Source organism: Moorena producens PAL-8-15-08-1 (assembly GCF_001767235.1).
Classification (GTDB): domain Bacteria; phylum Cyanobacteriota; class Cyanobacteriia; order Cyanobacteriales; family Coleofasciculaceae; genus Moorena; species Moorena producens_A.
The window spans coordinates 7,289,894-7,315,731 of sequence record NZ_CP017599.1 but is presented as its reverse complement, the minus strand read 5'-3'; the positions used below and the strand labels follow the sequence as shown (position 1 = coordinate 7,315,731).

30 protein-coding genes are annotated in these 25,838 nt (G+C 43.3%); 18 read left to right on the top strand and 12 right to left on the bottom strand.

Going from position 1 to position 25,838, the window contains the following annotated elements:
- Window positions 1–129: 129 nt before the first annotated feature.
- The gene (locus tag BJP34_RS26880) at window positions 130–879 is read right to left on the bottom strand and encodes an ABC transporter ATP-binding protein (protein WP_070394989.1); all 750 of its coding nucleotides are present in this window, start codon (window positions 877–879) and stop codon (window positions 130–132) included.
- Entirely contained in the window at window positions 880–1,686 is an 807-nt protein-coding gene (locus BJP34_RS26875) for an ABC transporter permease (RefSeq protein WP_070394988.1), read from the bottom strand.
- A gap of 408 nt (window positions 1,687–2,094) precedes the next feature.
- Here BJP34_RS26875 and BJP34_RS44600 point away from each other — a divergent pair, with 408 nt between their 5' ends.
- The 9 genes from BJP34_RS44600 to BJP34_RS26835 all read left to right on the top strand — a co-directional run bounded on the left by BJP34_RS44600 (window position 2,095) and on the right by BJP34_RS26835 (window position 11,023).
- Window positions 2,095–2,250, top strand: a complete 156-nt coding sequence (locus BJP34_RS44600; protein ID WP_158517497.1) for a hypothetical protein — start codon at window positions 2,095–2,097, stop codon at window positions 2,248–2,250.
- Window positions 2,251–2,670: 420 nt separating this feature from the next.
- Window positions 2,671–4,359, top strand: a complete 1,689-nt coding sequence (locus BJP34_RS26870) for a capsule biosynthesis protein (RefSeq protein ID WP_070394987.1) — start codon at window positions 2,671–2,673, stop codon at window positions 4,357–4,359.
- Window positions 4,360–4,377: 18 nt separating this feature from the next.
- Entirely contained in the window at window positions 4,378–4,668 is a 291-nt protein-coding gene (locus tag BJP34_RS41050; RefSeq protein WP_149031208.1) for a hypothetical protein, read from the top strand.
- Between the two features lie 136 nt (window positions 4,669–4,804).
- Window positions 4,805–5,776: a glycosyltransferase gene (locus BJP34_RS26865; RefSeq protein WP_070394986.1), complete on the top strand. Its 972-nt coding sequence runs from the start codon at window positions 4,805–4,807 to the stop codon at window positions 5,774–5,776.
- A 19-nt stretch (window positions 5,777–5,795) separates the two neighbouring features.
- Entirely contained in the window at window positions 5,796–6,560 is a 765-nt protein-coding gene (locus BJP34_RS26860; RefSeq protein WP_070394985.1) for an FkbM family methyltransferase, read from the top strand.
- Window positions 6,561–6,854: 294 nt separating this feature from the next.
- Window positions 6,855–7,793: a glycosyltransferase family 2 protein gene (locus BJP34_RS26850; protein ID WP_070394983.1), complete on the top strand. Its 939-nt coding sequence runs from the start codon at window positions 6,855–6,857 to the stop codon at window positions 7,791–7,793.
- A gap of 338 nt (window positions 7,794–8,131) precedes the next feature.
- Entirely contained in the window at window positions 8,132–9,205 is a 1,074-nt protein-coding gene (locus BJP34_RS26845; RefSeq protein WP_070394982.1) for an N-acetylneuraminate synthase family protein, read from the top strand.
- Window positions 9,206–9,220: 15 nt separating this feature from the next.
- Window positions 9,221–10,027, top strand: a complete 807-nt coding sequence (locus BJP34_RS26840; protein ID WP_070394981.1) for an SDR family oxidoreductase — start codon at window positions 9,221–9,223, stop codon at window positions 10,025–10,027.
- A gap of 108 nt (window positions 10,028–10,135) precedes the next feature.
- Entirely contained in the window at window positions 10,136–11,023 is an 888-nt protein-coding gene (locus BJP34_RS26835) for a hypothetical protein (protein WP_158517496.1), read from the top strand.
- On the opposite strand, the gene BJP34_RS41045 is transcribed toward BJP34_RS26835, so the two are convergent.
- Entirely contained in the window at window positions 10,974–11,162 is a 189-nt protein-coding gene (locus BJP34_RS41045; protein WP_149031207.1) for a hypothetical protein, read from the bottom strand. The genes BJP34_RS26835 and BJP34_RS41045 overlap by 50 nt on opposite strands.
- A gap of 95 nt (window positions 11,163–11,257) precedes the next feature.
- Here BJP34_RS41045 and BJP34_RS46110 point away from each other — a divergent pair, with 95 nt between their 5' ends.
- A complete protein-coding gene (locus BJP34_RS46110) occupies window positions 11,258–11,584 on the top strand; it encodes a hypothetical protein (RefSeq protein ID WP_193431284.1) in 327 nt (108 codons plus the stop codon).
- Window positions 11,541–13,013, top strand: a complete 1,473-nt coding sequence (locus tag BJP34_RS26830) for an aldehyde dehydrogenase family protein (RefSeq protein ID WP_070394979.1) — start codon at window positions 11,541–11,543, stop codon at window positions 13,011–13,013. Before BJP34_RS46110 ends, BJP34_RS26830 begins: the two co-directional genes overlap by 44 nt.
- Here BJP34_RS26830 and BJP34_RS49555 read toward each other — a convergent pair.
- The 5 genes from BJP34_RS49555 to BJP34_RS41035 form a co-directional block, all read right to left on the bottom strand.
- Window positions 12,983–13,117 (bottom strand): hypothetical protein, encoded by a 135-nt coding sequence (locus tag BJP34_RS49555; RefSeq protein WP_267876394.1) that lies wholly within the window; start codon window positions 13,115–13,117, stop codon window positions 12,983–12,985. The genes BJP34_RS26830 and BJP34_RS49555 overlap by 31 nt on opposite strands.
- Before the next feature lie 248 nt (window positions 13,118–13,365).
- Complete coding sequence (locus BJP34_RS50120; RefSeq protein WP_324611095.1) at window positions 13,366–13,446, bottom strand: hypothetical protein; 81 nt, start codon at window positions 13,444–13,446, stop codon at window positions 13,366–13,368.
- A 186-nt stretch (window positions 13,447–13,632) separates the two neighbouring features.
- Window positions 13,633–14,205: a hypothetical protein gene (locus BJP34_RS47865; RefSeq protein ID WP_229424042.1), complete on the bottom strand. Its 573-nt coding sequence runs from the start codon at window positions 14,203–14,205 to the stop codon at window positions 13,633–13,635.
- Between the two features lie 411 nt (window positions 14,206–14,616).
- A complete protein-coding gene (locus BJP34_RS26810; protein ID WP_070394977.1) occupies window positions 14,617–15,288 on the bottom strand; it encodes a DUF938 domain-containing protein in 672 nt (223 codons plus the stop codon).
- A 50-nt stretch (window positions 15,289–15,338) separates the two neighbouring features.
- Window positions 15,339–15,530, bottom strand: a complete 192-nt coding sequence (locus BJP34_RS41035) for a hypothetical protein (RefSeq protein ID WP_149031206.1) — start codon at window positions 15,528–15,530, stop codon at window positions 15,339–15,341.
- Between the two features lie 364 nt (window positions 15,531–15,894).
- Between BJP34_RS41035 and BJP34_RS26805 the strand changes: the two genes are divergently transcribed.
- From BJP34_RS26805 to BJP34_RS26790, 4 genes are all read left to right on the top strand, one after another.
- The gene (locus tag BJP34_RS26805) at window positions 15,895–16,128 is read left to right on the top strand and encodes a hypothetical protein (protein ID WP_008181918.1); all 234 of its coding nucleotides are present in this window, start codon (window positions 15,895–15,897) and stop codon (window positions 16,126–16,128) included.
- A gap of 558 nt (window positions 16,129–16,686) precedes the next feature.
- Entirely contained in the window at window positions 16,687–17,871 is a 1,185-nt protein-coding gene (locus BJP34_RS26800; RefSeq protein WP_070394976.1) for a hypothetical protein, read from the top strand.
- A 141-nt stretch (window positions 17,872–18,012) separates the two neighbouring features.
- Window positions 18,013–19,443, top strand: a complete 1,431-nt coding sequence (locus BJP34_RS26795; RefSeq protein ID WP_070394975.1) for a caspase family protein — start codon at window positions 18,013–18,015, stop codon at window positions 19,441–19,443.
- Window positions 19,440–20,912 (top strand): tetratricopeptide repeat protein, encoded by a 1,473-nt coding sequence (locus tag BJP34_RS26790; RefSeq protein ID WP_229424041.1) that lies wholly within the window; start codon window positions 19,440–19,442, stop codon window positions 20,910–20,912. The genes BJP34_RS26795 and BJP34_RS26790 overlap by 4 nt, the downstream gene beginning before the upstream one ends.
- A gap of 27 nt (window positions 20,913–20,939) precedes the next feature.
- Here the strand turns inward: BJP34_RS26790 and BJP34_RS26785 are convergent, their stop codons facing one another.
- The gene (locus tag BJP34_RS26785; RefSeq protein WP_070396898.1) at window positions 20,940–21,470 is read right to left on the bottom strand and encodes a GNAT family N-acetyltransferase; all 531 of its coding nucleotides are present in this window, start codon (window positions 21,468–21,470) and stop codon (window positions 20,940–20,942) included.
- A 161-nt stretch (window positions 21,471–21,631) separates the two neighbouring features.
- On the opposite strand from BJP34_RS26785, the gene BJP34_RS26780 reads away from it, so the two are divergent.
- Complete coding sequence (locus BJP34_RS26780) at window positions 21,632–22,852, top strand: RNA-guided endonuclease InsQ/TnpB family protein (protein WP_070394974.1); 1,221 nt, start codon at window positions 21,632–21,634, stop codon at window positions 22,850–22,852.
- 223 nt (window positions 22,853–23,075) lie between these two features.
- Window positions 23,076–23,654, top strand: coding sequence for a PEP-CTERM sorting domain-containing protein (locus tag BJP34_RS26775; RefSeq protein WP_070394973.1), 579 nt, complete (start codon window positions 23,076–23,078; stop codon window positions 23,652–23,654).
- A gap of 119 nt (window positions 23,655–23,773) precedes the next feature.
- Here BJP34_RS26775 and BJP34_RS26770 read toward each other — a convergent pair whose 3' ends face one another.
- The 3 genes from BJP34_RS26770 to BJP34_RS26760 all read right to left on the bottom strand — a co-directional run bounded on the left by BJP34_RS26770 (window position 23,774) and on the right by BJP34_RS26760 (window position 25,340).
- The gene (locus tag BJP34_RS26770) at window positions 23,774–24,172 is read right to left on the bottom strand and encodes a hypothetical protein (RefSeq protein WP_070394972.1); all 399 of its coding nucleotides are present in this window, start codon (window positions 24,170–24,172) and stop codon (window positions 23,774–23,776) included.
- 206 nt (window positions 24,173–24,378) lie between these two features.
- Window positions 24,379–24,771: a hypothetical protein gene (locus tag BJP34_RS26765; protein WP_070394971.1), complete on the bottom strand. Its 393-nt coding sequence runs from the start codon at window positions 24,769–24,771 to the stop codon at window positions 24,379–24,381.
- Between the two features lie 176 nt (window positions 24,772–24,947).
- Window positions 24,948–25,340: a hypothetical protein gene (locus tag BJP34_RS26760; RefSeq protein ID WP_070394970.1), complete on the bottom strand. Its 393-nt coding sequence runs from the start codon at window positions 25,338–25,340 to the stop codon at window positions 24,948–24,950.
- 250 nt (window positions 25,341–25,590) lie between these two features.
- On the opposite strand from BJP34_RS26760, the gene BJP34_RS44595 reads away from it, so the two are divergent.
- Entirely contained in the window at window positions 25,591–25,761 is a 171-nt protein-coding gene (locus BJP34_RS44595; protein ID WP_158517495.1) for a hypothetical protein, read from the top strand.
- Window positions 25,762–25,838 lie beyond the last annotated feature (77 nt).

Below are 25,838 nucleotides of genomic sequence, written 5' to 3'. Positions count from 1 at the left end.
ATTAGGGTGATAATACTGGTTTAATAGGTTTAACTATAGGGTTTAACTATATTCCAACTTGGAAGATTACCATCTTTCATTTACCTTGAGCTTTTAAGGTTTGTTTAAAAGTTTTAACTTTTTTTAAGGTTAAACCACTTCCTTGACACTATTCAAGTAGGAATCGACTACCTCATTGCTTTCTCCCGCTAACTTTATCCTGCCTTTGTCTAACCAAATCACCCGCTTGCACGTATGGCGCACAAAGGATAAATCATGGGAGACCACTAAAACAGTGGCATGAGCCTCCCAAAATCTTTCCATGCGTCGCTGGCACTTAATTCTAAAACTTTGATCCCCTACGGATAACACTTCATCCAAAATTAAGATATCTGGCTGTACATCAGTGGCAATGGCAAAACCTAGGCGCGCTGACATCCCTGAGGATAATCCCTTGACTGGCATTAACTTGTAGTCTTCTAGCTCAGCAAACTCCAAAATCGATGGGGTTCTGCGTTTCATCTCTTGTTTAGAGAAACCTAGCATCACCCCATAAAGTTTGATGTTATCCAGTACCGAAAGTTCTGGATCGAATCCAGCTCCTAGCTCAATCAGAGGAGCGATTTCACCTCTGATCCATACCTGACCCCTTGTGGGCTGTAAGATTCCACAGATAACTTTAAGCAGGGTTGATTTTCCTGAACCATTTGGTCCAATGATGCCGATTTTTTCCCCAGCCTTTACAGCTAGATGAATGTCATCAAGGACTAAATTCCTGGAAGGTTTGCGGTATTTTCCCTCCAAAAACGATAGAATTGTTTTCTTGAGGTCATAGGAAAACTCTTCTTGGGTTCTTCGCCACAATGAAACCCGATCGAGTCTAATAACTTCTTCTGTCATCTATAACAAATCCATGAAGTGCGGCTGCCAAATTCGAAAGCAAGTCCAGCCTAAGGATACAATTACTATGGCACTTAGGCATGAGTGTCCAATTAACCCTACATCTGGCAAACCTCCTGACAAAGAAATCTGTCGAATGCTTTCAATAATCGGCAATAAGGGATTTAAGAACAAAAAAGGTCTAACCGCCTCTGGAACAATTGCTGCTGGATAAAAGACTGGAGAACTAATCCAGAGCACAAAGCATACTAATTCATAGAAATAGGGTAAATCCCTAAAGAAAACATAGAGAACACTGACGAGAAAACCGATACCGATACTAACCAAAATTAAGGCGATTAACGGAAGACTCAACGCTAGCAAATTGACTACACTTTTTGAAGTAAGCAACGTGACAATAGCTAGGAGAGGAAAGCTGCCAACAGCTAACTGAAACACGTTAGCAGCAATGGTTGAAACTGGAAAGACACTGATTGGTAAGCGAACTTTATTCAACAGGGCACCATTGCCAACTACACTGACTAATGCTTGGTTGGTTGAAGCGGAGAAAAAGTTAGTCACAAGCAACCCAGTAAAAGCTGCCAGAATATAGTTAATGGTTGAGTTGTCATAATAGGAGGCAAAGGTAGCACCAAAAATTGCTGTATATAGTCCTGTCATAATCAAAGGATTTAACAAAGACCAATATACTCCCAGAAGCGATCCTCGATAACGTCCCTTCAGATTTCGCTCTGTTAATATAGACAGCAACTCCCAATAGCGCTGAAATTGCGACCGTGCGGTGTTAGCCTTGAGGGATAAGGTCATAATTTATACACCGAAGATATAGAACCGAATATGAGTATATAGAACCGAATATATAGGGATTCAAGTTAGCCTCCCCACTGGTTCGTAGATGCGCATTCCTAGAACCTTGACACTCCCCGCTCGCTTTGTGACGGGGATTCCTAGATCTACGACCGGCCTTAAACCTCCGTGTCCAAATGGCAATATCTAAACCGAAATCCCGTCAAGACTAAGATTTTAGTTCAGTTCACGAAAGACCCAGCGGGCTAGTCTCCTTAGGCGTTTAGTTACTTTTTGAGAAGTGTCTTATATAGTTAGTTGCTTCCCTGTTTCACCTGGTTTCGGCGTGCCCCGCCGTACCGTTGTTTTCTCAAAGTGTTTTTGCTGGGTTCACACACCAATTGTTAGTTGATGGTTGGGTTTTTAGCGATGCAGCGCGGTCTTGGGGGTTTCCCCCATGAGCGACTGCATCAAGAAAGGAGGATTTTCCCTGCCCTCCGGGCATTACTTCTTTTAGGTCAAGCAGTGGCGGGTTTCTCTCCCGGTTGCGCCTCGGTTTCTCAGCCTGTACCCATATCTAAATAATACTCTACGCGAGGTATTGTCAATCCTTTTTGACAAAATTGTGTCTAGGCTAAAAGCGCGCAGCGAGCCTACATCCGGTGGTTTAAAAACGCGGGGTTTTGGCTTGTGGGAGTTCCCATAACATATCAGCGCGAATTTCTTCGCCCTGTCGCATTTCCACCCCGCACTCTTAGTTACGGCGCGTTCGCGTAGCGTGGCCTACGGCCAATCGCGTAGCGTAGCCCTTTGGGCTAATCGCTTTTAGCGTTCGCTGAGGCCAATCGCGTAGCGTAGCCCTTTGGGCTAATCGCTTTTAGCGTTCGCTGAGGCCAATCGCACAACCGTCCTGTTTCGGTCTGTATATTATTATCATAGTTTAGGGAAATTTGTCGAGTAAGAACTTGGTATAATCCCTTGAGAAGTAAGTTCTGACTTGATTATATGTCTCTGACTAGTGCTGACGAACTAGAGCCAAGTCCCTTGCTTTCTTGGCGACTAGGGCAAAGTAACTTGTTAGATTGGCGAGCTATTATCGAAACTAACCCCTCCCTCTGGAGAGAAGCCAAGCAACGGTCTCACTTCGGACCTCAGGTGCTAATAGCAACTACCGTAGGGGGGTTAGCGCCACTGTCACTACCAGAAAGTCTACTAGCAGTAGCCCTTACCCTCAGAGGAGCAGAGGTTCATACTCTCCTGTGTGACCATTCTCTGCCTGCCTGCCTCAATCTTCAAAAACTGGATACACCTCAAGAAACGATTGAAAACTATGATCTAGAAACGATCAAATGCCAAAAGTGTTTCGCAACCGGTGGTTATCTATATCAACCGTTGCATTTGACCAACCATGTATTGAGTGAACTGCTCACTGGGCTCGACAGGCAAGAGGCCAAACAAATTGCAGCCCATGTGCCCCTATCAGATATTGAAAACTATTGCTTGGGCAACTGGAATATCGGTGAACATGCCTATGCTGGGGCGTTGCGCTATTTTACCAGTGGGAATCTAGATAACGAACCCAACAGTGAAATCGTGGTGCGTCGATATTTTGAAGGGGCTTTGCTGACTGCGTATGCTATCAGTAAGCTACTGTCTAAGTATAATTTTAAGGCTGCTTGCTTCAATCATGGCATCTACTTACCTCATGGCATCATTGGTGAAGTGTGTCGCTCACGCCAAGTGCGCGTGGTTAACTGGACTCTTGCCTACCGCAAGCGTTGCTTTATTTTTAGCCACGGAGACACTTATCATCACACTATGCTCAGTGAGCCTCTCCATGCCTGGGAAACCGTGCCTTGGACTGAGGCAATGACAGATGATATTCTACAGTATTTGAAAAGTCGATGGCAGGGCACTAGGGACTGGATTTGGTTTCATGAAAAACCTGATGAAGAATTTAGCCGCAATGCTGAGGAGATGGGGCTTGACCTGAACCAGCCAGTGATTGGAATGCTCACTAATGTAATGTGGGATGCCCAGTTGCACTATCGGGCTAATGCTTTTCCCAATATGCTGACGTGGGTACTCCAAACGATTGAGTATTTTGCTAAACGTCCTGAGTTACAACTGCTGATTCGGATTCATCCGGCAGAGATTCGGGGAACGTTGCCTTCTCGCCAACCCTTGTTGCCAGAAATCAAGAAGGTCTGGTCTCAATTGCCTAAAAATATTTTCATCATTCCTCCAGAAAGTCCTGTGAGTACCTACGCAGCGATGATGGAGTGCGACTCGGTGATTATTTATGGGACAAAAACTGGAGTTGAGTTGACCAGTGTAGGGATTCCGGTGATCGTTGGTGGTGAAGCTTGGATCCGAGATAAAGGAATCACGATCGATCCCTCTACAGCACAGGAGTATTTCCAGTGCTTGGATAAGCTACCCCTTGGTGAACGGTTGGATTCTAATTCCCTTAAACGAGCCAGGATGTACGCTTACCATTTCTTTTTCAGACGAATGATTCCCCTACAATTTACGGAACCCCTATCGGAAAATCCTTACGTGAAGCTGAATATTACTAGCCTAGAGCAGTTACTTCCTGGTGCAGATCCGGGTTTGGATATTATCTGTGATGGAATCTTGTCTGGTTCTCCTTTTATCTATCCAGCGGAACGGTTGGGAATTGATCGCGTCTAGATTGGTGGAACGGGCATCTTGCTGGAACGGGGATGTTGGTGGCACGGTTATCTGGCCGTGGAACGGGCATCTCGCTGGAACGGGGATGTTGGTGGAACGGGGATGTTGGTGGCACGGGCATGTTGGTGGCACGGGGATGTTGGTGGCACGGGCATCTTGCCCGTTATCAATATTTTCGAGCGGAGCAAGCCCTTCGGTGGTGCGTTACGGGGCTACTGGCTACGACGTTTAAATATGATGACAAGGCGCGCCCCTAACGCACCCTACGCACCCTACGCACTAAAAATTTTTAGATTTATCTATCCATAGGGGTTTACTATTATAACATAAACAATGGGATATTTTGATATCATTATCCCCGAGGGTGCCACTATAACGGCCACATCAGGTTAAGCTAAATCGCTTAATGGTGATGGCTGTATACAGGTGTGTTCAGGAGTGTATTATGAACTATATCAGAATTCTGGCTAAGCCTTTTCGTCAAGTCAAAAAGTTTTATCACAGCTCATTGACTCAGTATCCTTCCCAACTAGCTAATCCAGGACTAGCTAATCCAGGACAATTGAGTCATTTGAAGATATTAAAGTCTTTCCCTAAACCGGTAATTAGCTCTGATAAAACGTGCATGGTCTCGGTGGTGATTGGGAGTTATAACCGTAGACTTTTACTGGAAAAAGCGATTCAAAGTGTTCGAGATAATCAGATTCGCGTTCCCTATGAAATCATTGTGATTGACGGGGGGTCAACGGATGGCTCTTTAGAATGGCTAATTCAGCAGAAAGATATTATTACTATCATCCAACATAACCGAGGGGAATTCCAAGGAAAGCCACTCAAGCGTCGCAGTTGGGGGTATTTTATGAATCTTGGCTTTAAATCAGCTAAAGGTAAATATATTTTGATGATCAGTGATGATTGTCTGCTATTACCGAATGCGGTGAATTTAGGGCTGGATAAGTTTGAAGAGGTGGAAAAAGCTGGCGGCAAACTAGGGGGAGTAGCTTTCTATTTTCGGAATTGGCCAGAGGATCAAGAGTACTATGTACAACATACCCTTGGTGGCAAGCTGTTTGTTAATCATGGTATGTACTTAAAAGAAGCCCTAGCAGCAGTTGACTGGGCGGATGAAGAGCGATATATATTTTATAAAGCTGATGGTGATCTCTGTTTAAAGATGTGGCAGCTTAATTATGAGATTGTAGATTGTCCAGGGGCTTATGTTGAACATTATTATGATCGAAATGAAGGGGTTCGCCAGACTAACAATGCTGTTTTAGACCATGACCGAGAGGCTTACTTGCAGCGATGGGAAGGAATTTATTATCATCGATATAAGCGGGATCTCCGGAGACGAGTAACTAGGTTCTATGAGGACAAAACTAGAACAGCAGACCAGTTTATGAACTTAGTTTATTAAGTTGTCTAGGAGTAACTAAATGGCTTCGGTGAAACAGGAAATTGGTCGGTTGGTAAATCGTCTGTTAGCGTCAATGAATTTAAAGTTGCTAAGGCTTTCAGACTACAAACAAATTGTGGAAGCGAGTCCGGATCCAGGCAGGGAACTATGGCGATGGGTTCGGGAAAATTATTCGATTAAGACGGTGATTGATATTGGAGCAAATAATGGTGATTTTGCGGAATTTTTAGCTTGTTACTTCAATGCTAAACAGACCTATGTATTTGAACCATTGCCATCTTATCTATCAGACTTAGAAGGGAAAGCGGCTAAGATTCCTAATCTAAAAATTTTTAATGTGGCTTTGTCGGATTATCAAGGAGAAGAGTTCTTCTATGAGAATTCTTACGGGCCAGCTTCTTCGATGTTACGCATAAGTGAACTATGTAAGAAGGAATTCCCACAAACATCAGGAGAAAGTGAAATAAAAGTAAAGGTTTGCCCCCTGGATGATCTATTACAGTCAGAATTAGAGTCTGATAAATTTGAGAGAGATATTTTTATAAAAATTGATGTCCAAGGGGTTGAAGATAAGGTGATAAAGGGAGGGAAAAAGCTATTTTCCCTAGGGCGATGTGTTCTGGTAGAAATGTCATTTGTTCCTCTGTATAAGGAACAACCATTATTTGAAGAGGTGCATGACTGTTTGGTAGAGCTGGGTTACCGATTTGCGGGAATTAAAAATCAAATTAATTCTATCAAGTCTGGACAGCCATTATTCTGCCATTGTTTGTATGTCCGTTAGGGTTGTGCAAGCTATCAGCTATCAGCTATCAGCTATCAGCTATCAGTTATCAGCTATCAGCTATCAGCTATCAGCTATCAGCTATCAGCTATCAGCTATCAGCTATCAGCTATCAGCTATCAGCTTATGGGTTAGGTCACAGGCTGGAAGCCTGTGCCACAAAAGTGACCGCTGACCGCTGAATGCTGACCACTGACCACTGACCGCTGAATGCTGATAGCTGAACGCGCACGCGTGCGCGTAGCGCATATGCTTAGGTTAATTGTTAAGAGTAAAGGTGAGGAGTGAAGGAACATGAAACTTTCTGTTGTTGTTGGTACCTATAATCGATTGAGTCTTCTGAAGCAATGTATTACTAGTATTCTTGAACAAACATCAACCCCTACGAAAATTTATGTAACTGATGCTGGGTCTGATGATGGCACTATTGAGTACTTAAATGCGATCGCATCCTCAAATCCACAGGTGATTCCGATTTTGGTGGGAGAAAAGCTTGGTCAAGCTAAAGCCTATAATGATGTGTTCAGACTTATAGATACTCCCTATGTGTGTTGGGTCAGTGATGATAATGTAATTGTGAACCAGGGTCTGGATACGGCGGTAAAAATACTTGAGGAAAAGCCGAAGATCGGGATGGTAGCCCTGAAAGTAAGGGATAAACAAGGGCCCTTCGTGAGTGCTCCCTACATCGGTGGTGTCTCAGTAATTGGTGTATTAAATGTTAACCAAGGTGTGCTGAGAACTTCGGTATTAAAACAGGTGGGTGGATTCTGTGAAGTATTTCGAGATTATGGGATTGATCCGGATTTGACCACGAAAGTTTTATTTTCAGGGCATGATATTGTTTATACTAAAAAAATGGCTATTCATCATTACCGGAATTGGAGTTCGGATCCTAATACTCCAGAATATGCCCAAATGATGGAAAGGCAAAAGCAGTATAAAGCCCTTTATGCGGAACGGTACTCAAAGTATGCGAAAGGGGGTTGGTTCTGGCAACTGAAAAAGTATCTTTGGGCATTGTTTCGTAAAGGGATCGGGTTTGATCAACACTACAATTCAGACCAACCGATCTTCTGGAATCTCATCCCTCGGGATTGGCACAATATCATGACCAGTCGGTATATTAGTATCACCGATCCGATGACTACCCAACGTAAAAGTTATCACTTAATTCAACATTGTCCAGGATATCTACGACCGAGATCATTTCAAGTGGAGCCGTTATCGTGAAAGCTATCAGTTATCAGCGGTCAGCGGTCAGCTATCAGTTATAGGGCTACGGGTAAGGCAAAAGGCAAAAGGCAAGAGGCAAAAGGCAAGAGGCAAAAGCTTTTGCTGCTTCTATCAATGTCCTTTTAATGCGTAGTGCTATATCAGCTATCAGCTTATAGGTTAGGTCACAGGCTGGAAGCCTGTGCCACAACTGACGGCTGACGGCTGAGGGCTGACCGCTGACGGCTAAATGCTGAGAAAAAGATAAATACGTATTGAAATCCTAGCTAATTAATGGTAAACCATTGGTCAGTGGTGAAAAACCGATAGGAATTTATTGGTTGTAGGAGTGTAAAATGTCCCGAAGACTGACTATTAATGGCTTTGAAATTAATGATGATAGCGATTGCTTTGTAATTGCTGAAATTGGGAATAACCATCAAGGCAGCTTGGAAAAGTGTAAAGAAATGTTCCGGATTGCTAAGGAATGCGGAGCGAATGCTGTAAAACTACAAAAACGAGACAATCGTGCCCTTTACACGAAAGCTGCTTTCGACAGACCTTATGACCATGAAAATAGTTTTGGTTTGACCTACGGTGAGCATCGGGAGTTTCTAGAATTTGGTGCTTACGAATATCAGGAACTGAAAAAGTATGCTGAAGAAGTAGGGATTACGTTTTTCTCTACTGCTTTTGATATTCCGAGTGCGGACTTTTTGGGTGAGTTGGATATGCCAGCCTATAAGATCGCTTCTGGAGACCTTAAGAGCTTGCCCCTAATTAAACATGTTGCTCAATTCCAGAAGCCGATGATCGTTAGCACCGGTGCAGCTACTTTAGAGGATGTGCAACGGGTTTACGATGCGATTATGCCGATTAACCCCCAGTTGTGTATCCTGCAATGTACGGCAAGCTATCCAGCGGACTTTGAAGAACTTGAGCTGAAGGTGATCGAGACTTATCGGGAACTGTTCGGTGATATTGTGATTGGTCTATCTAGCCATGACAACGGTATCGCTATGGCAGTGGCGGCTTATGTTCTTGGGGCTCGTGTGATTGAGAAACACTTTACCCTGAACCGGGCGATGAAAGGAACAGACCATGCTTTCTCGTTAGAACCGACAGGGTTGCGCAAGATGGTAAGAGACCTCAGACGCACTCGCCAAGCTTTTGGGGATGGGGTGAAGAAAGTACACCTAAATGAACGTCCTGCTTACTTGAAGATGGGTAAAAAACTGGTTGCTGCGGATAATTTACCTGTAGGACATGTTTTAAGGGCAGAGGATATCGCAATGAAATCCCCAGGGGATGGTTTACCTCCCTATGAATTGGACAATGTGATTGGTAAAGTTTTAACAAAACCCCTAAGGGTGGATGAGTCAATTACCTTGGCTGGGTTGGTGGAAAATGTTGAACAGGTTGCTGTGTAGGGTATTGTTGGCTTCGTGAATTATTTTGACCTCTCTGGCAAAATCGCTATTGTTACTGGAGTCTTAGGTAAACTTGGACCAGTGTGGAGTCGGGCATTACTGGATGCTGGCGCAACGGTTGTGGGGATAGACCTACCATTGGCTCAGGTGCCAAAGTCTTTTGAGCTACTTCAAGGGCATTATCCCAAGACTCGTTTGTGTTTGGAGCGGGGTGATATATGCGATCGCACTGCCATGACCGCAATCCGCGATCGCATCCTGAGCGACATTGGCATTCCTGATGTGATTGTCAACAATGCTGGGATTGACCAACCTCCTGGTCCAGTGAAAACCTATAGCTTGGACGAGATCCCCCTAGAGATTTGCCGCAAGGTGTTTGAGGTGAATGTCTTGGGCGCATTCCAGGTGACCCAAGTCTTCGGTAGCCCGATGGTGGAAGCTAGACGAGGTTCAATCATTAATATCGGTTCCTTGTATGGGAGCGTATCTCCCGATGCCCGGTTTTATGAGCATCTGGAGTGCGACCCTCCTTTTTTAAAACCCCCTGCCTATGGGGCATCGAAGGCAGCACTGGTGAATTTAACCCGGTACTTTGCTACCCACTGGGGACCCTTTGGTGTCCGGGTTAATGCCCTTTCTCCGGGAGGAGTATTGGGTGGACAGGATGAGGAATTCAAAGGTAAATTTTGCGATCGCGTTCCTCTAGGACGGATGGCAGAGTTTGATGATTTACTTGGCCCATTGGTGTTTCTAGCATCCGATGCCTCTGCCTATGTCACAGGTATCGAACTCCGAGTTGATGGCGGTTTTACCGTTTGGTAGACTAAACTGGTGCATCTCACTATCTTAATGCAGTCCCTGAGGGAAGAAACCTGCTCAGGTCGGCGCTGCATCGCTGAGTTATAGAGTTACAACGTTTAGATGCACCCTTTGATCACTAAACTGTTTATTGAAAACCAGAAGCACTTTAACTATCCCTACGGCAAGCGAAAGATTTACGAAAGGATTAGTAAATTTTTCAGCTTTCCTACTTATAGTATTCGCAAAGATTTAGGAATTAGCGTTATTAATTGTCAAGGTAAATTACCTAGTATCTCTAAAAAAGATGGATTTTTAGTGTGGTTTCCCAAAACTTTTGATCCAGTTAGCGAAGTGATTGGAGAATGTCGGGACTATATCGCTACTGTTGATCAATCTATTTTTACCAAACAAGGTGAAGGAAAAGAAGAATACCTCAGAGGTATCCATCCAGATAAGTCTAAACTTACGGAGTCTTTAGTAAAACTAGCTTGTGATCGAACCTTAGTAAGTATAGTAACAAAATACATTGGCATTTTACCAATTATCAATGGTGTGAAGTTACTCTACTCGCCCAATAAAAAACTCTGTGAAGGAGGAGCTCAATTTTTTCATTTAGACCCGGAAGGCGTTAGGCAAATCAAGCTATATATTTATGTAGAGGATGTGACAGAAGAGTCTGGTCCTCTGACCCTAATCCCAGCACAAGAATCCCAGAAAATATACCGATCCTATCAAGGGGGAAGACTAACGGATGAGTGGATCAGTCGCTTGATTGATCCCCAAGATTTCTATTCCATAACTGGTGCGTCGGGGACAATGATATTTGCGGATACATCCCGATGTTTCCATTTCGGTAGCCGACCAGGAAAAAATCCCAGGTTTGTAATTATACTACAATATATATCCCCCTTTGCTATCAATTTCCCCTGGTTCGGGTGGGTTAGAAAACCACTCCATGCTCACTTGGTTAATTACAATACTTCAATGATAGACCAATATCTTCTAGGAGCTCAATAGAGGGAGTAGGGAGTAGGGAGTAGGGAGTAGGGAGTAGAGGGAACAGGGAACAGCGGATCTGGGAACAGGGAATTTTTTTTGTGTATATCAGAGCTCTAAAAAACGCTATTAAACTTAATTTAAGTACTGAAGTAATCAACTATTATTACTTTTTTATGTTTCCTAATCCGAAGTTACCTACCTTAATTACTATAGCCTATATAAATAGGTTATGAACAATATTGCTGTGTCTTGATGCAAAGCGCGAGTGGGGGGAACCACGGCAGTCGCTCATGGGGGAAACCCCCAAGACCGCGCTGCCTCCCCAAGACCGCGCTGCATCGCTTTCTCATAACATCAAAAACTCTTTGGATCTCTTTCCTACTCCCTACTCCCTACTCCCAGATCCGCTGTTCCCTCTTCCCTACTCCCTGCTCCCTGCTCCCTGCTCCCTTTTCTTATAAATCCGATGTTCACAACTCAAATAAAAATGGTATATCATTACTCACCATGAGATACTTCCAAGGGGTAAAAAATAATGGCACAAGACTATTTACCGAGCCAAGTCTTGAACTGGATTGATGGTCAACAAGTAACAGCAGTGGCAGGAGAATGGTTTGATAAGCTAGACCCCACTAATGGTCAAGTGCTATGTCAGGTGGCTCGCTCCAGAGCAGCAGATATTGAGCAAGCGGTAAGGTCAGCTAAACAGGCTCAACCGGCTTGGGCTGATACTCCTCCGGTACAACGGGGAAAAATTTTACACGAGATTGTCCTGGGTATGAAAGCCCGTCAGGAAGAGATTGCCAGGATTGTAGCAGCAGAAACGGGTAAGTCCTATGGTTCAGCTTATGGAGAAACTGGCGGTGCGATCGCATTAGGATTATTCTACGCTAGTGAAGGACAACGGTTGTATGGTCGCACCACTACCAGCGGTGTGGTTAATAAATATGCCATGACTGTGCGTCAACCCCTCGGAGTTGCTGGATTAATTATTGCGGCCAATACTCCCATTGCTAATGTAGCCTGGAAAGTCTTTCCAGCCCTGATTTGTGGCAATAGCGCGGTATTAAAAGTAGCAGAAGACACTCCCGCCACGGCTTGGATAGTTGGACAAATTGCTCAACAGGCTGGGTTACCCCCTGGTGTACTCAATATTATTCAGGGATATGGTGAAGAAGCGGGCGCTCCCTTGGTTGCTCATAATGACGTGGCTGTGGTTAGCTTTACTGGCTCTACAGAAGTAGGACGAATTGTGCAACGGGTAGCTGGGGAGCGCTTTGGCAGGGTATCCCTGGAATTGGGGGGTAAGAATCCCTTGGTGGTGTGTGATGATGCGGATTTGAACAATGCCGTCAAGTGGACCTTACTCTCAGTGTTCAGTAATGCTGGTCAACGTTGTGCTTCTGCTAGTCGAATCATTGTCTTTGATAGCATTTATGATCAATTCCGTGACCAATTAGTAGAGAAAACTAAGGAATTAAAATTAGGTCCCACTGACCAGGATGACCTCGGTCCAGTGATTAATGAGCAACAGTTGACTAACATGATTGCAGCAGTGAAACAGGCACAACAAGCAGGAGCAACGGTGCTGGTGGGAGGCGATCGCTTAACAGACTCTGACCATGCTACTGGTTTCTATATGGCACCGACCCTGCTAGAGAATGTAGACCCCCACGCGGAAATTTCTCAATGTGAATTATTTGGTCCGATTGCTAGTCTCTATCGGGTCAAAGACTTTAAGGAAGCTCTTGCTCTTGCCAACGATTCCCCCTATGGCTTAACTGCTTCGATTCACACTCGCAACATTCACCGTGCAGTACGGTTTTGTGAGAAAGTCCAAACTGGCGTAGCTGTAGTCAATGCCGGTACCTATGGCAGTGAACCCCATATGCCCTTTGGTGGACTCAAGCAATCTGGTAATGGTACCCGTGAACCAGGCACAGAAGCGTTGGATGTCTATTCTGAGTTGAAGGATATCTATATTAATATTGATCCTGAGCAATTTTGATCATAAGGGAGTAGGGAGTAGGGAGTAGGGAGTAGGGAGTAGTTGATGTAGGGTGGGCAGTAAGTATCATAGCGATGGTAACCTTGGAAATTGGTTTTATGCACTGCCCACCTGACGATTAATTTTATTTACCTGTTGGTGGGCAGTGCTTATCAAAGCGACTACCAGCTTTGAGATTGGTCTTAGGCACTGCCCACCCTACGATTATTTTTATTTACTACGATTAATTTTATTTACCTGTTGGTGGGCAGTGCTTATCAAAGCTACTACAGGCTTGGAAATTTATATTACGCACTGCCCACCCTACGATTCTGCCCACCCTAGATCTATTGATATATAATTTTTTATTGCTTTAAGGAAAATAACGATAAAATTCTCGTCTATGGAGAACACGGGAGAATATGATAGTATCGCCTTTTAGGAAAAAACCAATTCTATAATCCCCTAAACGAATTCGATAGGCATTATTCTTCTCCTTTTAATTTTTTGATGTTTTTGATATCCCTAAGATTTTGATAGGATAGAATTTCCTGAAAGGTAAACTTTTTAATCGTCCTATAAACGGGCGTGCTTTTCAGAGATTTAAGATCCTTAAGAAAGGTTGGAAGATATTCAGTTTTCATTCTTTGTCGAGTTCTGCTAATGCTTCTTCCAAACTTAATGGTGTTTCATCTTTAACTTCCATCATAGCACGATATAGTCCTTCATCTTCAAAGCTTTCAATTAAACGTTCATAGTCCTGAAAATCAATTAATACTTTCTCGATATTACCTTTATTATCTGGAATTAATTCTTGTGCAAATGGATAATATTTAGGGTTTATTGTTTCCTCTTCATTGCAGAAATTTTTGACTCCAATCTTAACTATATAAATAGCTACTGGAGTCGCCAATGCCAGGGGCAAATTACCAGATGCAGCTAGAGATGCAACCAACGCAGTAGTTACTCCAGCGAGTCGATCGTCTCTAAATTCATCTTGACAAATTATATGGCGACACCGCCTGGCTAAATTTGGCAACCAACTCTCTTGTATATCTATTCTATCTATTCCGGCTTCCGAAGCTATAATTTCAGTCGCATACTCCAAATCTCCTTCCTCTTCTTCTATCTCATTAAGGGCAGCCAAAGCCTCTGGATAATTTGCCAATTGATCCCGAAATTGCTTAATTTCTTCTCGTGTAACTGTAATCATAAATTATTCGGTTTAAATGCTTAATTTTATTATAGCCATTTTCAATTATTTCAGTTTATGTAGGGTGGGCAGTAAGTATCATAGCGATGGTAACCTTGGAAATTGGTCTTAGAGGATATCTCCCAAGTTTTTTGATACTGAATTTTGCCCCCCTAGCCCCCCAACTTTGGGGGAAGAGTCAATTGGCTTCTAAAAGTCCCCCAAGCGAGCAATCCCTCGCTTGGGGGACCAACGGGGGCTTGGATGTAGCAAATAATACTTCTCAGACAACCTCTTAGGCACTGCCCACCCTAGGATGATTTTTATTATCTTTTGCCTTTTGCCTTTTGCCTTTTGCACTTGCGCGTAGCACTATATCCAAGGGGAATCGTTTTAGACGCAAATAATTGCTGACCACTGACCACTGACTGCTTACATATGTTTAAATACTACCGAAAGATTATTAGCTGGCATTTGATAAGTTTTTTCAAGGATGAGATTATGATTACTGGCAACCTCTACAACATCTTCTAAATTACGTACTCCCCATTCTGGGTTTTGTTCTCGTAAATAGGAGTCAAAATCAGCGTTGGAAAGTGCAGTGTGTTTATTACCTTGTTTGTAGGGACCGTATAAATAGAGAATATCTCCTGATGAAAGGATACGACCAGCACCTGCCATTAATCCTAAACACGTAGACCAGGGTGAAATGTGAATCATATTAATATTCACCATCGCTACAATATCTGGTATTTCTGATAGTATTTCCGTTTCTACCTTCCAAACTGGCTGACTGACATCAATATCAAGGGGTTGATGGAGGTTGTCGCTAGGGTAATCTTTAGTCCAGGCGATGATACTTTCACGGAGGGAAGCATTAATATCGGAAGGAATCCATTTTCGAGGGTTTAACTGTTGTGCAAAATAGATAGCGTGTTCTCCGGTACCGCTAGCAATTTCTAAAATTGTGCCAGTGGCTGGTAATATCTCTAAAAGTACGTTTAAAATTGGTTCCCGGTTGCGCTGGGTTGCTGGGGCGTATTTTCTGCTATCCACTAATTCTTCTCCCCGATAATTGTAAGAGTAGGAACGGGTGCATCTCATATTTGTAAAAAAGTTGAGTAGGGTGCGTTAGGGACGGGTTTGCCGTAATTTTATCCGTAGCCAGTATTGGGACAGTCCGTCCCGTAACGCACCACAGGTTCAAACAGCATGCATTGAGATGCACCCAGTCGCAACGGGCAAGATGCCCATTCCACAAAGCTATTAATATCATCCCATACAGCGGAGCAGGCAAGAGGCAATAGGCAAGAGGCAAGAGGCAAGAGGCAAGAGGCAAGAGGCAATAGGGAAACAATCCTCTTTACCTGATTAGACTAAAAACTGCTATAAACATCAGTTTACAAGCTTTCCAAAAAATCTAGGAAGTGGTGCGTTACGGGACGGAATGTCCCAACACTGACTACGGATAAAATCAGGGCAAATCCGTCCCTAACGCACCCTACATAACTGATCATCATATAATTTATTTTATCAAAAATGTCAACAAAATAAAAATGGTTTATATCTGATATTTTTCAAATTTATTACACTCATTACAATCTCCACAATTTTAATATTTCGTAATAAAAAAAATTTCCTAAACCCCTTGACAAGTGATTAATTTATTTATATATTAATAATGTAAGCCATTTACACTAATAACTGGTCATGAATCAAAACATTAACCCCAACTCCGATGACAATCAAAACCCTGACAATCAAGGTCGCAAACCTAAGAAAGTCAAGCACATCTTGATCGGTTCTCCTAAACAAGTTCGGCATACTATTTATGCCATTTATGGCCTTAAATACGCCTATCCTGATGAGTGGAGCACTCCCGAGCCTACGGAAAATCCTGGTGAGGTTATGACCACTTTAATTCGATATTTATACCTAGACTAGGATAGGGGTTTGCCAGCGATGCAGCGCGGTCTTGGGGAGGCAGCGCGGTCTTGGGGGTTCCCCCCATGAGCGACTGCCGTGGTTTCCCCCATGAGCGACTGCATCAAGACAGGGTTTGCCGCCCTGGCGGCCAAGAATTGTGGAGGTTATTTTTTGCAAGTTATTTTGCGGAGGGGTATAATGTAAACAGAGTTCGAATGTGCTTGCTGGAAAGCAGTAACTGAGTAACTTGATAAGAATGGATTCCTTGATTCAGTTTTTGTTTGGATTTGATGACAGCTAAGCTGTACTCAATTAGGTTTACACAATAGAATTCGGTCAAGCATTGGGGTTAAACCAAACTTGACCGGATTTTTTTTTTTAAGCTATCAGCTATCAGCTATCAGCTATCAGCGATTAGCGCTACGCGCACGCTACGCGAACAGCTTTTGAATAAAAAAGGTAAGCATTCTTTTAATCTGAGTTAAGTCTGCTGACGGCTGACCGCTGACGGCTGACCACTGACCGCTGACCGCTGAGGGTAAAATATATAGATATTGATCAACTATCTTCTCAACTATGACAACTCTCGTATTTGTCCATGGCACAGGGGTTAGGCAAGCTGCCTATGAGCAAACTTTTAAGATAGTTGAGAGTTTTGTCACGAAACAACGTCCAGACATTACCGTTGTTCCTTGCTGTTGGGGTGAGCAATTTGGGAGTAAGCTCAATGCTAAAGGGGCATCGATACCCTTGTTTGATGCCAGTTTAGCTCTGGATCAGGGAGAGGAAGAAGAGCAAGAAATTATTCTTTGGCAGCAGTTATATCGCAATCCCCTTTATGAGTTGGGATTGTTGTCTTTACAACCTAAGACTGGTGGTGATAGTAATCCCTTTGGAGAGCAACCAGGTGATCAATTACATGATCAGTTGCTGGCTTTAACTCCTACTGGAGAATTGCAAGAAAAATTACAAGCAGTAGGTATAGCAGAGGGGTTTGATCAGGCACGACGCCATGTTACTCGCAGTGCTGTTTATCAAGAAGTATTAAACCAAGTCTCTGATTCCGATAGTGACTGTTATGATACTATCGCAAGAGCAATTATTGCTCAGGCAATGTTTGACTGTCAACAGAACAGTCAGAATCCTATAATACTTCCTAATCCGGAATTGCGTGATCAACTTGTGAAATCACTCAGTGATGCTTTGGGTAAGGAGGAAGACTTGGGATTGGGTGACTGGCTCCAGAAACCACTTTCCTTATTGGCGGGTCCAGCTACAGCTTTGGTGAGGAGTAAAAGGGGTGCAATTACTGAAGCAAATACTCCTACACCTGGTGACATTATACTTTATCAAAGTCGGGGTCAGCAAATACGTGATTTTATAAATAAAACTATAGAAGACGCTGAACCACCAGTTGTTATATTAGCTCATAGTTTAGGAGGGATTGCTTGTGTTGATTTATTAGTTAATCAACCAATAAAACAAGTAGAATTACTAATTACAGTGGGTTCTCAAGCTCCCTTTTTATACGAAATTAATGCCTTATATAGCCTAGAATTTGGTCAACCTCTGCCCGACTTTTTTCCGGAGTGGTTGAATATTTATGATTTACGCGATTTCCTTAGTTACATTGGTGCTACTCTATTCCCTAATAAAGTTCAGGATGTTTTGGTGGACAGTAAACAACCCTTTCCCCAAGCTCACAGCGCTTATTGGACAAACCCAGCTACCTGGAAAGCAATTATCCCACGATTACCATGACTATGAGTTCATCTCATATTTGCTGTTTGAACCGGTGGTGCGTTACGGGGCGGGCTATCACAACCCTGGCTACGCAAAAAATCATGGCAAGTCCGCCCCTAACGCACCCTACGGGACATTTATAAAAGTGAGATGCACTCCATGACTATTACTGCTAAGCCAGAAAAAACCTATGGGTTGATTGTCGGTATCGAGCAATATCAAGCAACAAACTGGAATGTCGATGGTCCCGTTCATGATGCTATCAAGTTTGCTGATTGGTTGTTATCACAAGGAGTTCCAACAGATAATATCAGGCTCTGTTTGTCACCCTTAAACGGTAATAGTAAACTTGTTAAAGAATTTGAGATAAATTCAGAGCCAGCAACCGAGCAGAATATAGTTGATATCATTACCAATGATCTGTCCCAAAAATCGGGAGATTTACTGTTTATGTTTTGGGCTGGTCATGGTTTGATTACCTCAGAGCGTAATCGTAGGCTACTTTGTGCTGATGCTAGTAAAACGAATTGGCAGAATCTAGATTTTAATTCCCTGTTACTGCTTTTAGGTTCAGATTCCTTTCGGATTCCCCATCATATTTGTATAGTCGATGCTTGTGCTAATTATCTGTTAGAATCAAGAGGGCGACCAAATAATTTGGGAGGGAAACAGTTTCCTAGTGGTAAACCTAGGAAAGACAGTCAACAGTTTGTCTTACTGGCTACGAGAGAAGGGGAGACAGCAAAAGTTAACTCCTCGGCAAAAACGGGATACTTTTCCCAAGCGGTAAGAGAAGCGTTGGCGCACCATGACTGGCTGCCAGATATGAAAGTAGTTGCTGATCACGTTAAGCAACAATTTGATAGTTTAAATAAACAACAACTACCAACCTATTTTTATCGGCGCAGTTGGGATAGTGATATCGATGTTTATCATCCTAATCCCTTTGAGGTGGCCCACAATATACCTACTAGTCAGGCGCGTAAGTTTGTGGATAGATACCAGCCACTGGAAGAGTTACATCAGCTATTTCAAGACAACACTATTGTGGCAATTACTGATCGCACAGGTAAGGGGGGAGTAGGGAAAACAGAACTAGCAATTCGATACTCTTGGTACAATTTAGAAAATTATCCCGGTGGTTGTTGTTGGTTAAATCTCCAGGGAGTCGATATCGTAACCCAGCTCTCGGAATTTGCATTTGTGAATGATTTTCCTGGTTTTCCGATGCCTAAAAATCTCAGCATTGCTAGCCAACTTGCTTATTGCTGGAAAAAGTGGCAACCAGGTAAAGTTTTATTAGTTTTCGATAATGTCACTAACATCGATCAAATCAAAGACTATTTACCGCCCATGGGTTCTCGATTCAGGGTATTAATCACTACACGTAGCTCACAGTTACCCTATCGGTCACTTCCTTTGGGGGAATTACCAGAAACTGAGGCTCTAGAGTTGTTAGCACAGTTGTTAGGAAAGGAGTTGGTTCAAAAAGAGTTAGAGTTTGCCACAAAACTCTGTCAATTCGTTGGCTGTGTACCTTTAGGATTATACAATGCGGCAGCGCTATACTCAAAGCCAGGGAGTACATGATGCTAGAAGAAATTTTATTGCTCCTAGAGCAAAAGCAATCTCAAGAAGGGGACTCTGGTACAGATGTTGTGCTGGAACTCAATTGGGATGCGTTAGAGTATTCAGCTCAAACCATGGCTGCTCTCCTGAGTTTGTTTGCCTTGGCTCCTATGCCATGGTCATTAGTTTCAAAGGCGGCTAGGGCTGCTAGCTTAGACTTTGATTTGGTCGTTAATCGGGATATCTTAGTTCAAAAGTATTTACTCCAGCAGTTGGATGATAACACCTACCAACTTCAGGAACGGATTAGAGAATTTTTGAGTATCAAGGGGGAACAGTTAGCTGATATTAAAAAACTAAAACGGGGCTTTTGTTCAGCTATAGTAGCAATAGCCGAGAATATTCCTCAGACCCCAACTCAGTCCGAAATTATAGAAATTACTCCTGCTATCCCTCACCTGGTGGAAGTTGCCACTAACCAAAAGGATTACTTAAATGACGAAGATTTAATCTGTCCTTTTGTTGGCTTAGGCCGCTTTTACGAGGGTCAAGGCGCTTACGAACAAGCCTTGCCTTGGTATCAGCAATGCTTATCAATGCTTAGAGAGCGCCTGGGTGAAGAACACCCGGATGTGGCCACCAGCGTTAGCAACCTGGCTTTACTGTACTTCAGCCAGGGGCGATATGAACAGGCCGAACCCCTCTTGCAGAAAGCCTTAGATTTGAGGAAACACCTGCTGGGTGAACAACACCCAGATGTGGCAGAAAGCCTTAACAACCTGGCAGTACTGTACTGGAGCCAGGGGCGATATGAACAGGCCGAACCCCTCTTGCAGAAAGCCTTAGATTTGAGGAAACACCTGCTGGGTGAACAACACCCAGATGTGGCAGAAAGCCTTAACAACCTGGCAGTACTGTACTGGAGCCAGGGGCGATATGAACAGGCCGAACCCCTCTACCTGGAAGACTTACAACTGAGTAAACGCCTGCTGGGTGAAGAACACCCAGATGTGGCCACCAGCCTCAACAACCTGGCAGTACTGTACGAGCACCAAGGGCGATACAAAGAATCCGAACTCCTCTACCTGAAAGCCTTAAAGCTGAGGAAACGCCTGCTGGGTGAACAACACCCAGATGTGGTAGAAAGCCTCAACAACCTGGCAGTACTGTACGAGTGGCAGGGGCAATACGAAGAAGCCGAACCCCTTTACCAGCAAGCCTTAGACCTTATGCAACTCCTCCTAGGTAAACAACACCCAGATGTGGTCAGCAGCCTCAACCACCTGGCCGGACTTTACTATAGACAGGGACGATACCAAAAGGCCAAAACTCTCTACCAACAGGCTCTACAGATTGCTGTTAAGAAGTTGGGAGAGGAACATCCTACAACTCGCATTATTTGCCGTAACTTGAACCATCTATTGGAAAGATCTGAATTTGAAAAATCGGCTCAAACTAAGGAGAATACTAGGCTTTTAAAACATAAATAAAAGTGTTATAGCAATCCTAGCAACCTATCACCATAGTTTAGGATTATTTAAAGACTTTACGCATTTGATATTCACAGCAGCACCTGGCTCCTCTATCTCATCAAGTAGGAGCGCCTGCCAACCAAAAGGCCACTCCAATGGATATGGAGTAATGAAATGTGTTGCCAACTCTGCCTGAAAGCCAAATCGTTCATAATACCTAGGATCACCATACACGAAGAGAATAGTCACATTCATACTACGCAATCGCTTAATCCCAGCATCAACTAGTTGACTCCCCACACCATTACCTTGGCATTCTGGCTTAACAGCGAGTGGTGCCAGAATATAGCCATGGAAATCTGGTTTTTCGGCAATAAATACAGGACTATATGCAACGTTTCCAATTATTTCATTGTTATCGACCGCTACCAATGATAGTGTACATGGCTCGGTAATATTGGAGATGAGGTCATCAGCGAGACCTGCCACAAGATCACCCTCCCCAATGGGAAAGGCCGACATATGTAAGGAGCGCACGCTCTCACGATCCCTTATTTCTGCATCTCGGATAATCATGTTGTGCGGCTTCATCCTTAAGAGCAATTCCTCTCCCGTTATACCCGCAGGTAGGGTTAGCGGGAGACGGGGCATATAAAGTGCGGACGCAGGTTCCGCACACAGCCCCTCAGGAATTGGGTCCATTTGACATCTCACACGGTATATTTTAAACTGTGAGCATGAGTGAAAAAGCTTACCAATACCGCTTTTATCCGACACCTGAACAGGAGACTCTGTTGAGGAGAACTCTAGGCTGTGTAAGACTTGTTTACAACAAAGCCCTAGATGCTAGAACCAAAGGGTGGTACGAACGTCAGGAAAGAATAAGTTACAAAGAAACTTCTTCAATGTTGACACGTTGGAAGAAACAGGATGACTTATTTTTTCTAAATGAAGTCAGTTGTGTCCCGCTTCAACAGGGATTAAGACATCTTCAAACCGCCTTTACTAATTTTTTTGCAGGTCGAACCAAATATCCCAATTTCAAGAAAAAACGTAACGGTGGTAGCGCAGAATTTACAAAGTCAGCATTTAAGTGGAAGGATGGTCAAATCTATCTGGCAAAATGCCAAGAACCTTTACCTATTCGGTGGAGTCGTCAATTACCTGTAAATTGCGAACCAACAACCGTTACAATCAGCTTGGATCCATCTAATCGTTGGCATATCTCAGTCAGGTTCCATGATCATAGAGACTTAAGTTTGTCCCCAACGGACCAACAGGTTGGTTTCGATCTCGGGATTACTAGCTTAATTACAACCAGTGATGGAGATAAAATTGCCAACCCTAAACATTTTAAAAAGCTGAAGAAAAAACTGGCTAAATACCAAAAGGCTTTGTCGCGAAAACAGAAGGGATCTAATAATCGCGACAAAGCCAGGTTAAAGGTGGCCAGGATACACGCAAAAATCAAAGACGCTAGAAGGGATTTTACTCACAAGCTAACCACTCAACTTGTCAGAGAAAACCAATTGATTGCGTTTGAAGACTTAGCTGTGAAAAATATGGTAAAAAACCATAAACTAGCTCAAGTGATTAGTGACGCTAACTGGGGGGAAATAATCCGTCAGGTTAAATACAAATCAGAATGGTACAACCGAAAAGCCGTCTCCATTGATAGATGGTTTCCCAGTAGTAAGTTGTGTTCTGTGTGCTTGAATCGCGTTGAGTCTTTACCTTTGAGTATTCGGGAATGGAATTGTCCATCCTGTAATACTCACCATGATCGCGATATTAATGCATCAATTAATATTTTGGCGGCAGGGCTTGCCGTGTCAGTCTGTGGAGCGACCGTAAGACCCGTTCGCGTAGCGTCGCCTACGGCGAAACAGAGCAAGTCTCGGAAGGCTGGTGTGAAAAACTCCCCAAAAGGGAGAAGGAAACAGAAACCTAAGTCGTGAGTCTTAGGAATCCCCCGCTATAATCGCGAGATTTAGCGGCGGGAGGATGTCAAGTATTGAGTTATTATTTAATTCTATATCCCATAAGGTACAACTTGATCCCCCTAAATCCCCCTTAATAAGGGGGACTTTGAGGTTGAAAAGCTTACCTCATAACTGATATAAACGCTATATTATTCAATTTTTAGTCTAAATTCCAGTTTTGTTCAACCCTAAGGTTTATATGAAAAATCTAACTCTTCTATCTGCCACACTCCTGATTGCTACCTCTGGATTGGTTTTGGTGGCACCCCAGGCAGCTTCAGCGTTAAATTGGAACTGGAGTTATTCTGCTCCTGGTATCGAAGCCAGTGGGTCTTTCACTACTAATGATACTCCTGATGATTTGGGGTTTTTCCTGATTTCTGAAATTACTGGCACCCGCAACAGCGAAACAATTACTGGTTTGCAACCTACTGGCACGTCTACACCGGGAAACGAACCTTTCGAGGTTGATAATTTAATTAGTATTGATGGTAATCAGTTAACAACTGATGGCTTTGGTTTTTCCACCTCAGGTGGAAACTTTGTTAATGTCTTTTTCGCTAGTTTTTTGCAGCCCTCTAGTTTTTTTGAAGTTTTTTCAGCACCGCCATTGATCACTGGTTTTGAAAATTTGGGACCAGAAGATAGTGAGTTACCCATTAGTTTTTCTGCGAAACCGGTGATTGTCTCTGAACCTAGTCATAGTATAAGTCTCTTTACCCTGGCTACTCTCGGCTTAGCTTCAACCATCAAACGTAAGCTGAAACCTTTTGCTTAAGCTATAAGCTATACCAAAGGGAACAGGGAACAGCGGATCTGGGAACAAAAATTCTCGCAATTCCTACACGGATTGGTATATCAGCTATCAGCCCTCAGCTGAGGGCTGATAGCTTAGATTTAAGCTGGTTGAGATTTAGTCAATAATTTCAGAATTTCTACAATCTCCCCCTGTCGGTTAGACAGTTGTTCTTGTCGCTGAGAGAGTTGTTCTTGTCGCTCATCTAAGTTTTCCATTAGGCCATACATTCGGGATTGACTTTCAGCTAAATTAGACTGAGAGTTTGCTAAATTAGCCATCACAGAATACAGTCGAGCGCGATCCCGTTTCAATTCATTGACAGTATCGGTTAGGGCTTCAATAGCACGAGCATTAGAATCGGTTCTGTGACCAAGCTGTTCAATCTGTTGGGTGATAGCATCGATCCTGTGACCAAGCTGTTCAATCTGTTGGTCGATGCGCTCAATGGCAGTTAGTAAACGGTTGAAACGGGTATCAAACTGGTCTGAGTTTGTCATTTGCTGCAAGAGTGTTTAGTGTTTTCTCAAGATCTGTAAGCTATCAGCAGTCAGCGGTCAGCGGTCAGCTTATTTTCTTCAAAAGCACCAATTGCGCTACGGGCATGCTGCGCGAACAGTAGCACCATCTGTAGGCCATAGGCTGATAGCTGATAGCTGATAGCTGATCACTGATAGCTGATAGCTTACGCTAGTGGTTCTAAACCCTAATTAGATTGAGTCAATAACTTCAGAATTTCTACAATCTCCCCTTGTCGGTTAGACAGTTGCTCCTGTCCCTGAGAAAGTTGTTCCTGTCGCTCATCTAAATTTTCCATCACGCCATACATTCGGGATTGACTGTCCGCTAAATTAGCCTGAGATTGAAATAAATTAGACTGAGATTGTGCTAAATTAGCCATCACAGAATACAGTTGAGAGCGATCGCGTTTGAACTCATTGACAGTATCGGTTAAGGCTTCGATAGCACGAGCATTAGAATCGGTTCTTTGACGAAGCTCTTCGAGCTGTTGGCTGATCCGTTCAATCTGTTGGTCGATGCGCTCAATGGCAGTTAGTAAACGGTTAAAACGGGTATCAAACTGGTCTGAGTTTGTCATTTGCTGCAATAGTGTTTAGTGTTTTCTCAACAGCTATCAGCAGTCAGCGGTCAGCCGTCAGCCAAAGGCCATGCTACGGGCACGCTGGGTGAACAGTAGCACCATCTGTAGCCCATAGGCTGATAGCTGATAGCTGATAGCTGATAGCTAAATGCTTACCCTAGTGGTTCTAAACCCTAATTAGATTTAGTCAATAACTTCAGAATTTCTACAATCTCCCCCTGTCGGTTAGACAGTTGTTCCTGTCGCTCATCTAAGTTGGCCATCATGCCATACATTCGGGATTGATTTTGAGCTAAATCTGCCATCAAAGAGTATGATTGAGCGCGATCTCGTTTGAACTCATGGACAGTATTGGTTAGAGCTTCAATGGCACGAGCATTAGAATCGATCCTGTGACCGAGCTGTTCAATTTTGTGACCGAGCTGTTCAATCTGTTGGTTGGTATGCTCGATAGCACGAGCATTAGAATCGGTTCTGTGACCGAGCTGTTCAATCTGTTGGCTGATCCGCTCGAGGGCAGTTAGTAAAAGATTGAAACGGGTATCAAACTGGTCTGAGTTTGTCATTTGTTTTGCTGCAATAGAATGTTTACGATAGCAGTTATCAATTGCTTGAAGTACGTTTTGTATTTTAGGTAATAGGGAACAGGTAATAGGGTCAAAAGTCTGTGTAAATCCTAAGTAGTATCACCGCTATCATTCTGATTAAACTAGTGCAGATTCTGTTTATAGTGTGATTTTTATGGTGTGATTTGCGATTACACGCTGTGACGGTTAATTTTTACCATTGCTCTATTAGAACGGGTTTTTACTACTTATGATTTACCAGATGATTTACCTTGGCAAAAAGGCCACGCTACGCGAACAATTTTCTTCCATGATTAAGGGAAGTATTTGCGATTTAATTGACGGTAGCAAGGAGCAATTATTACTCCCTAATCCCTACTTCCTAAACCCCAGTAATTTGTCCTTAAAGCAATTGGGTTAACCCTATATAATTATACACTCTAATTGTTAATATTGACAAGGATTAAACTCTAGCAATTACTAATAGCTAACTAACGG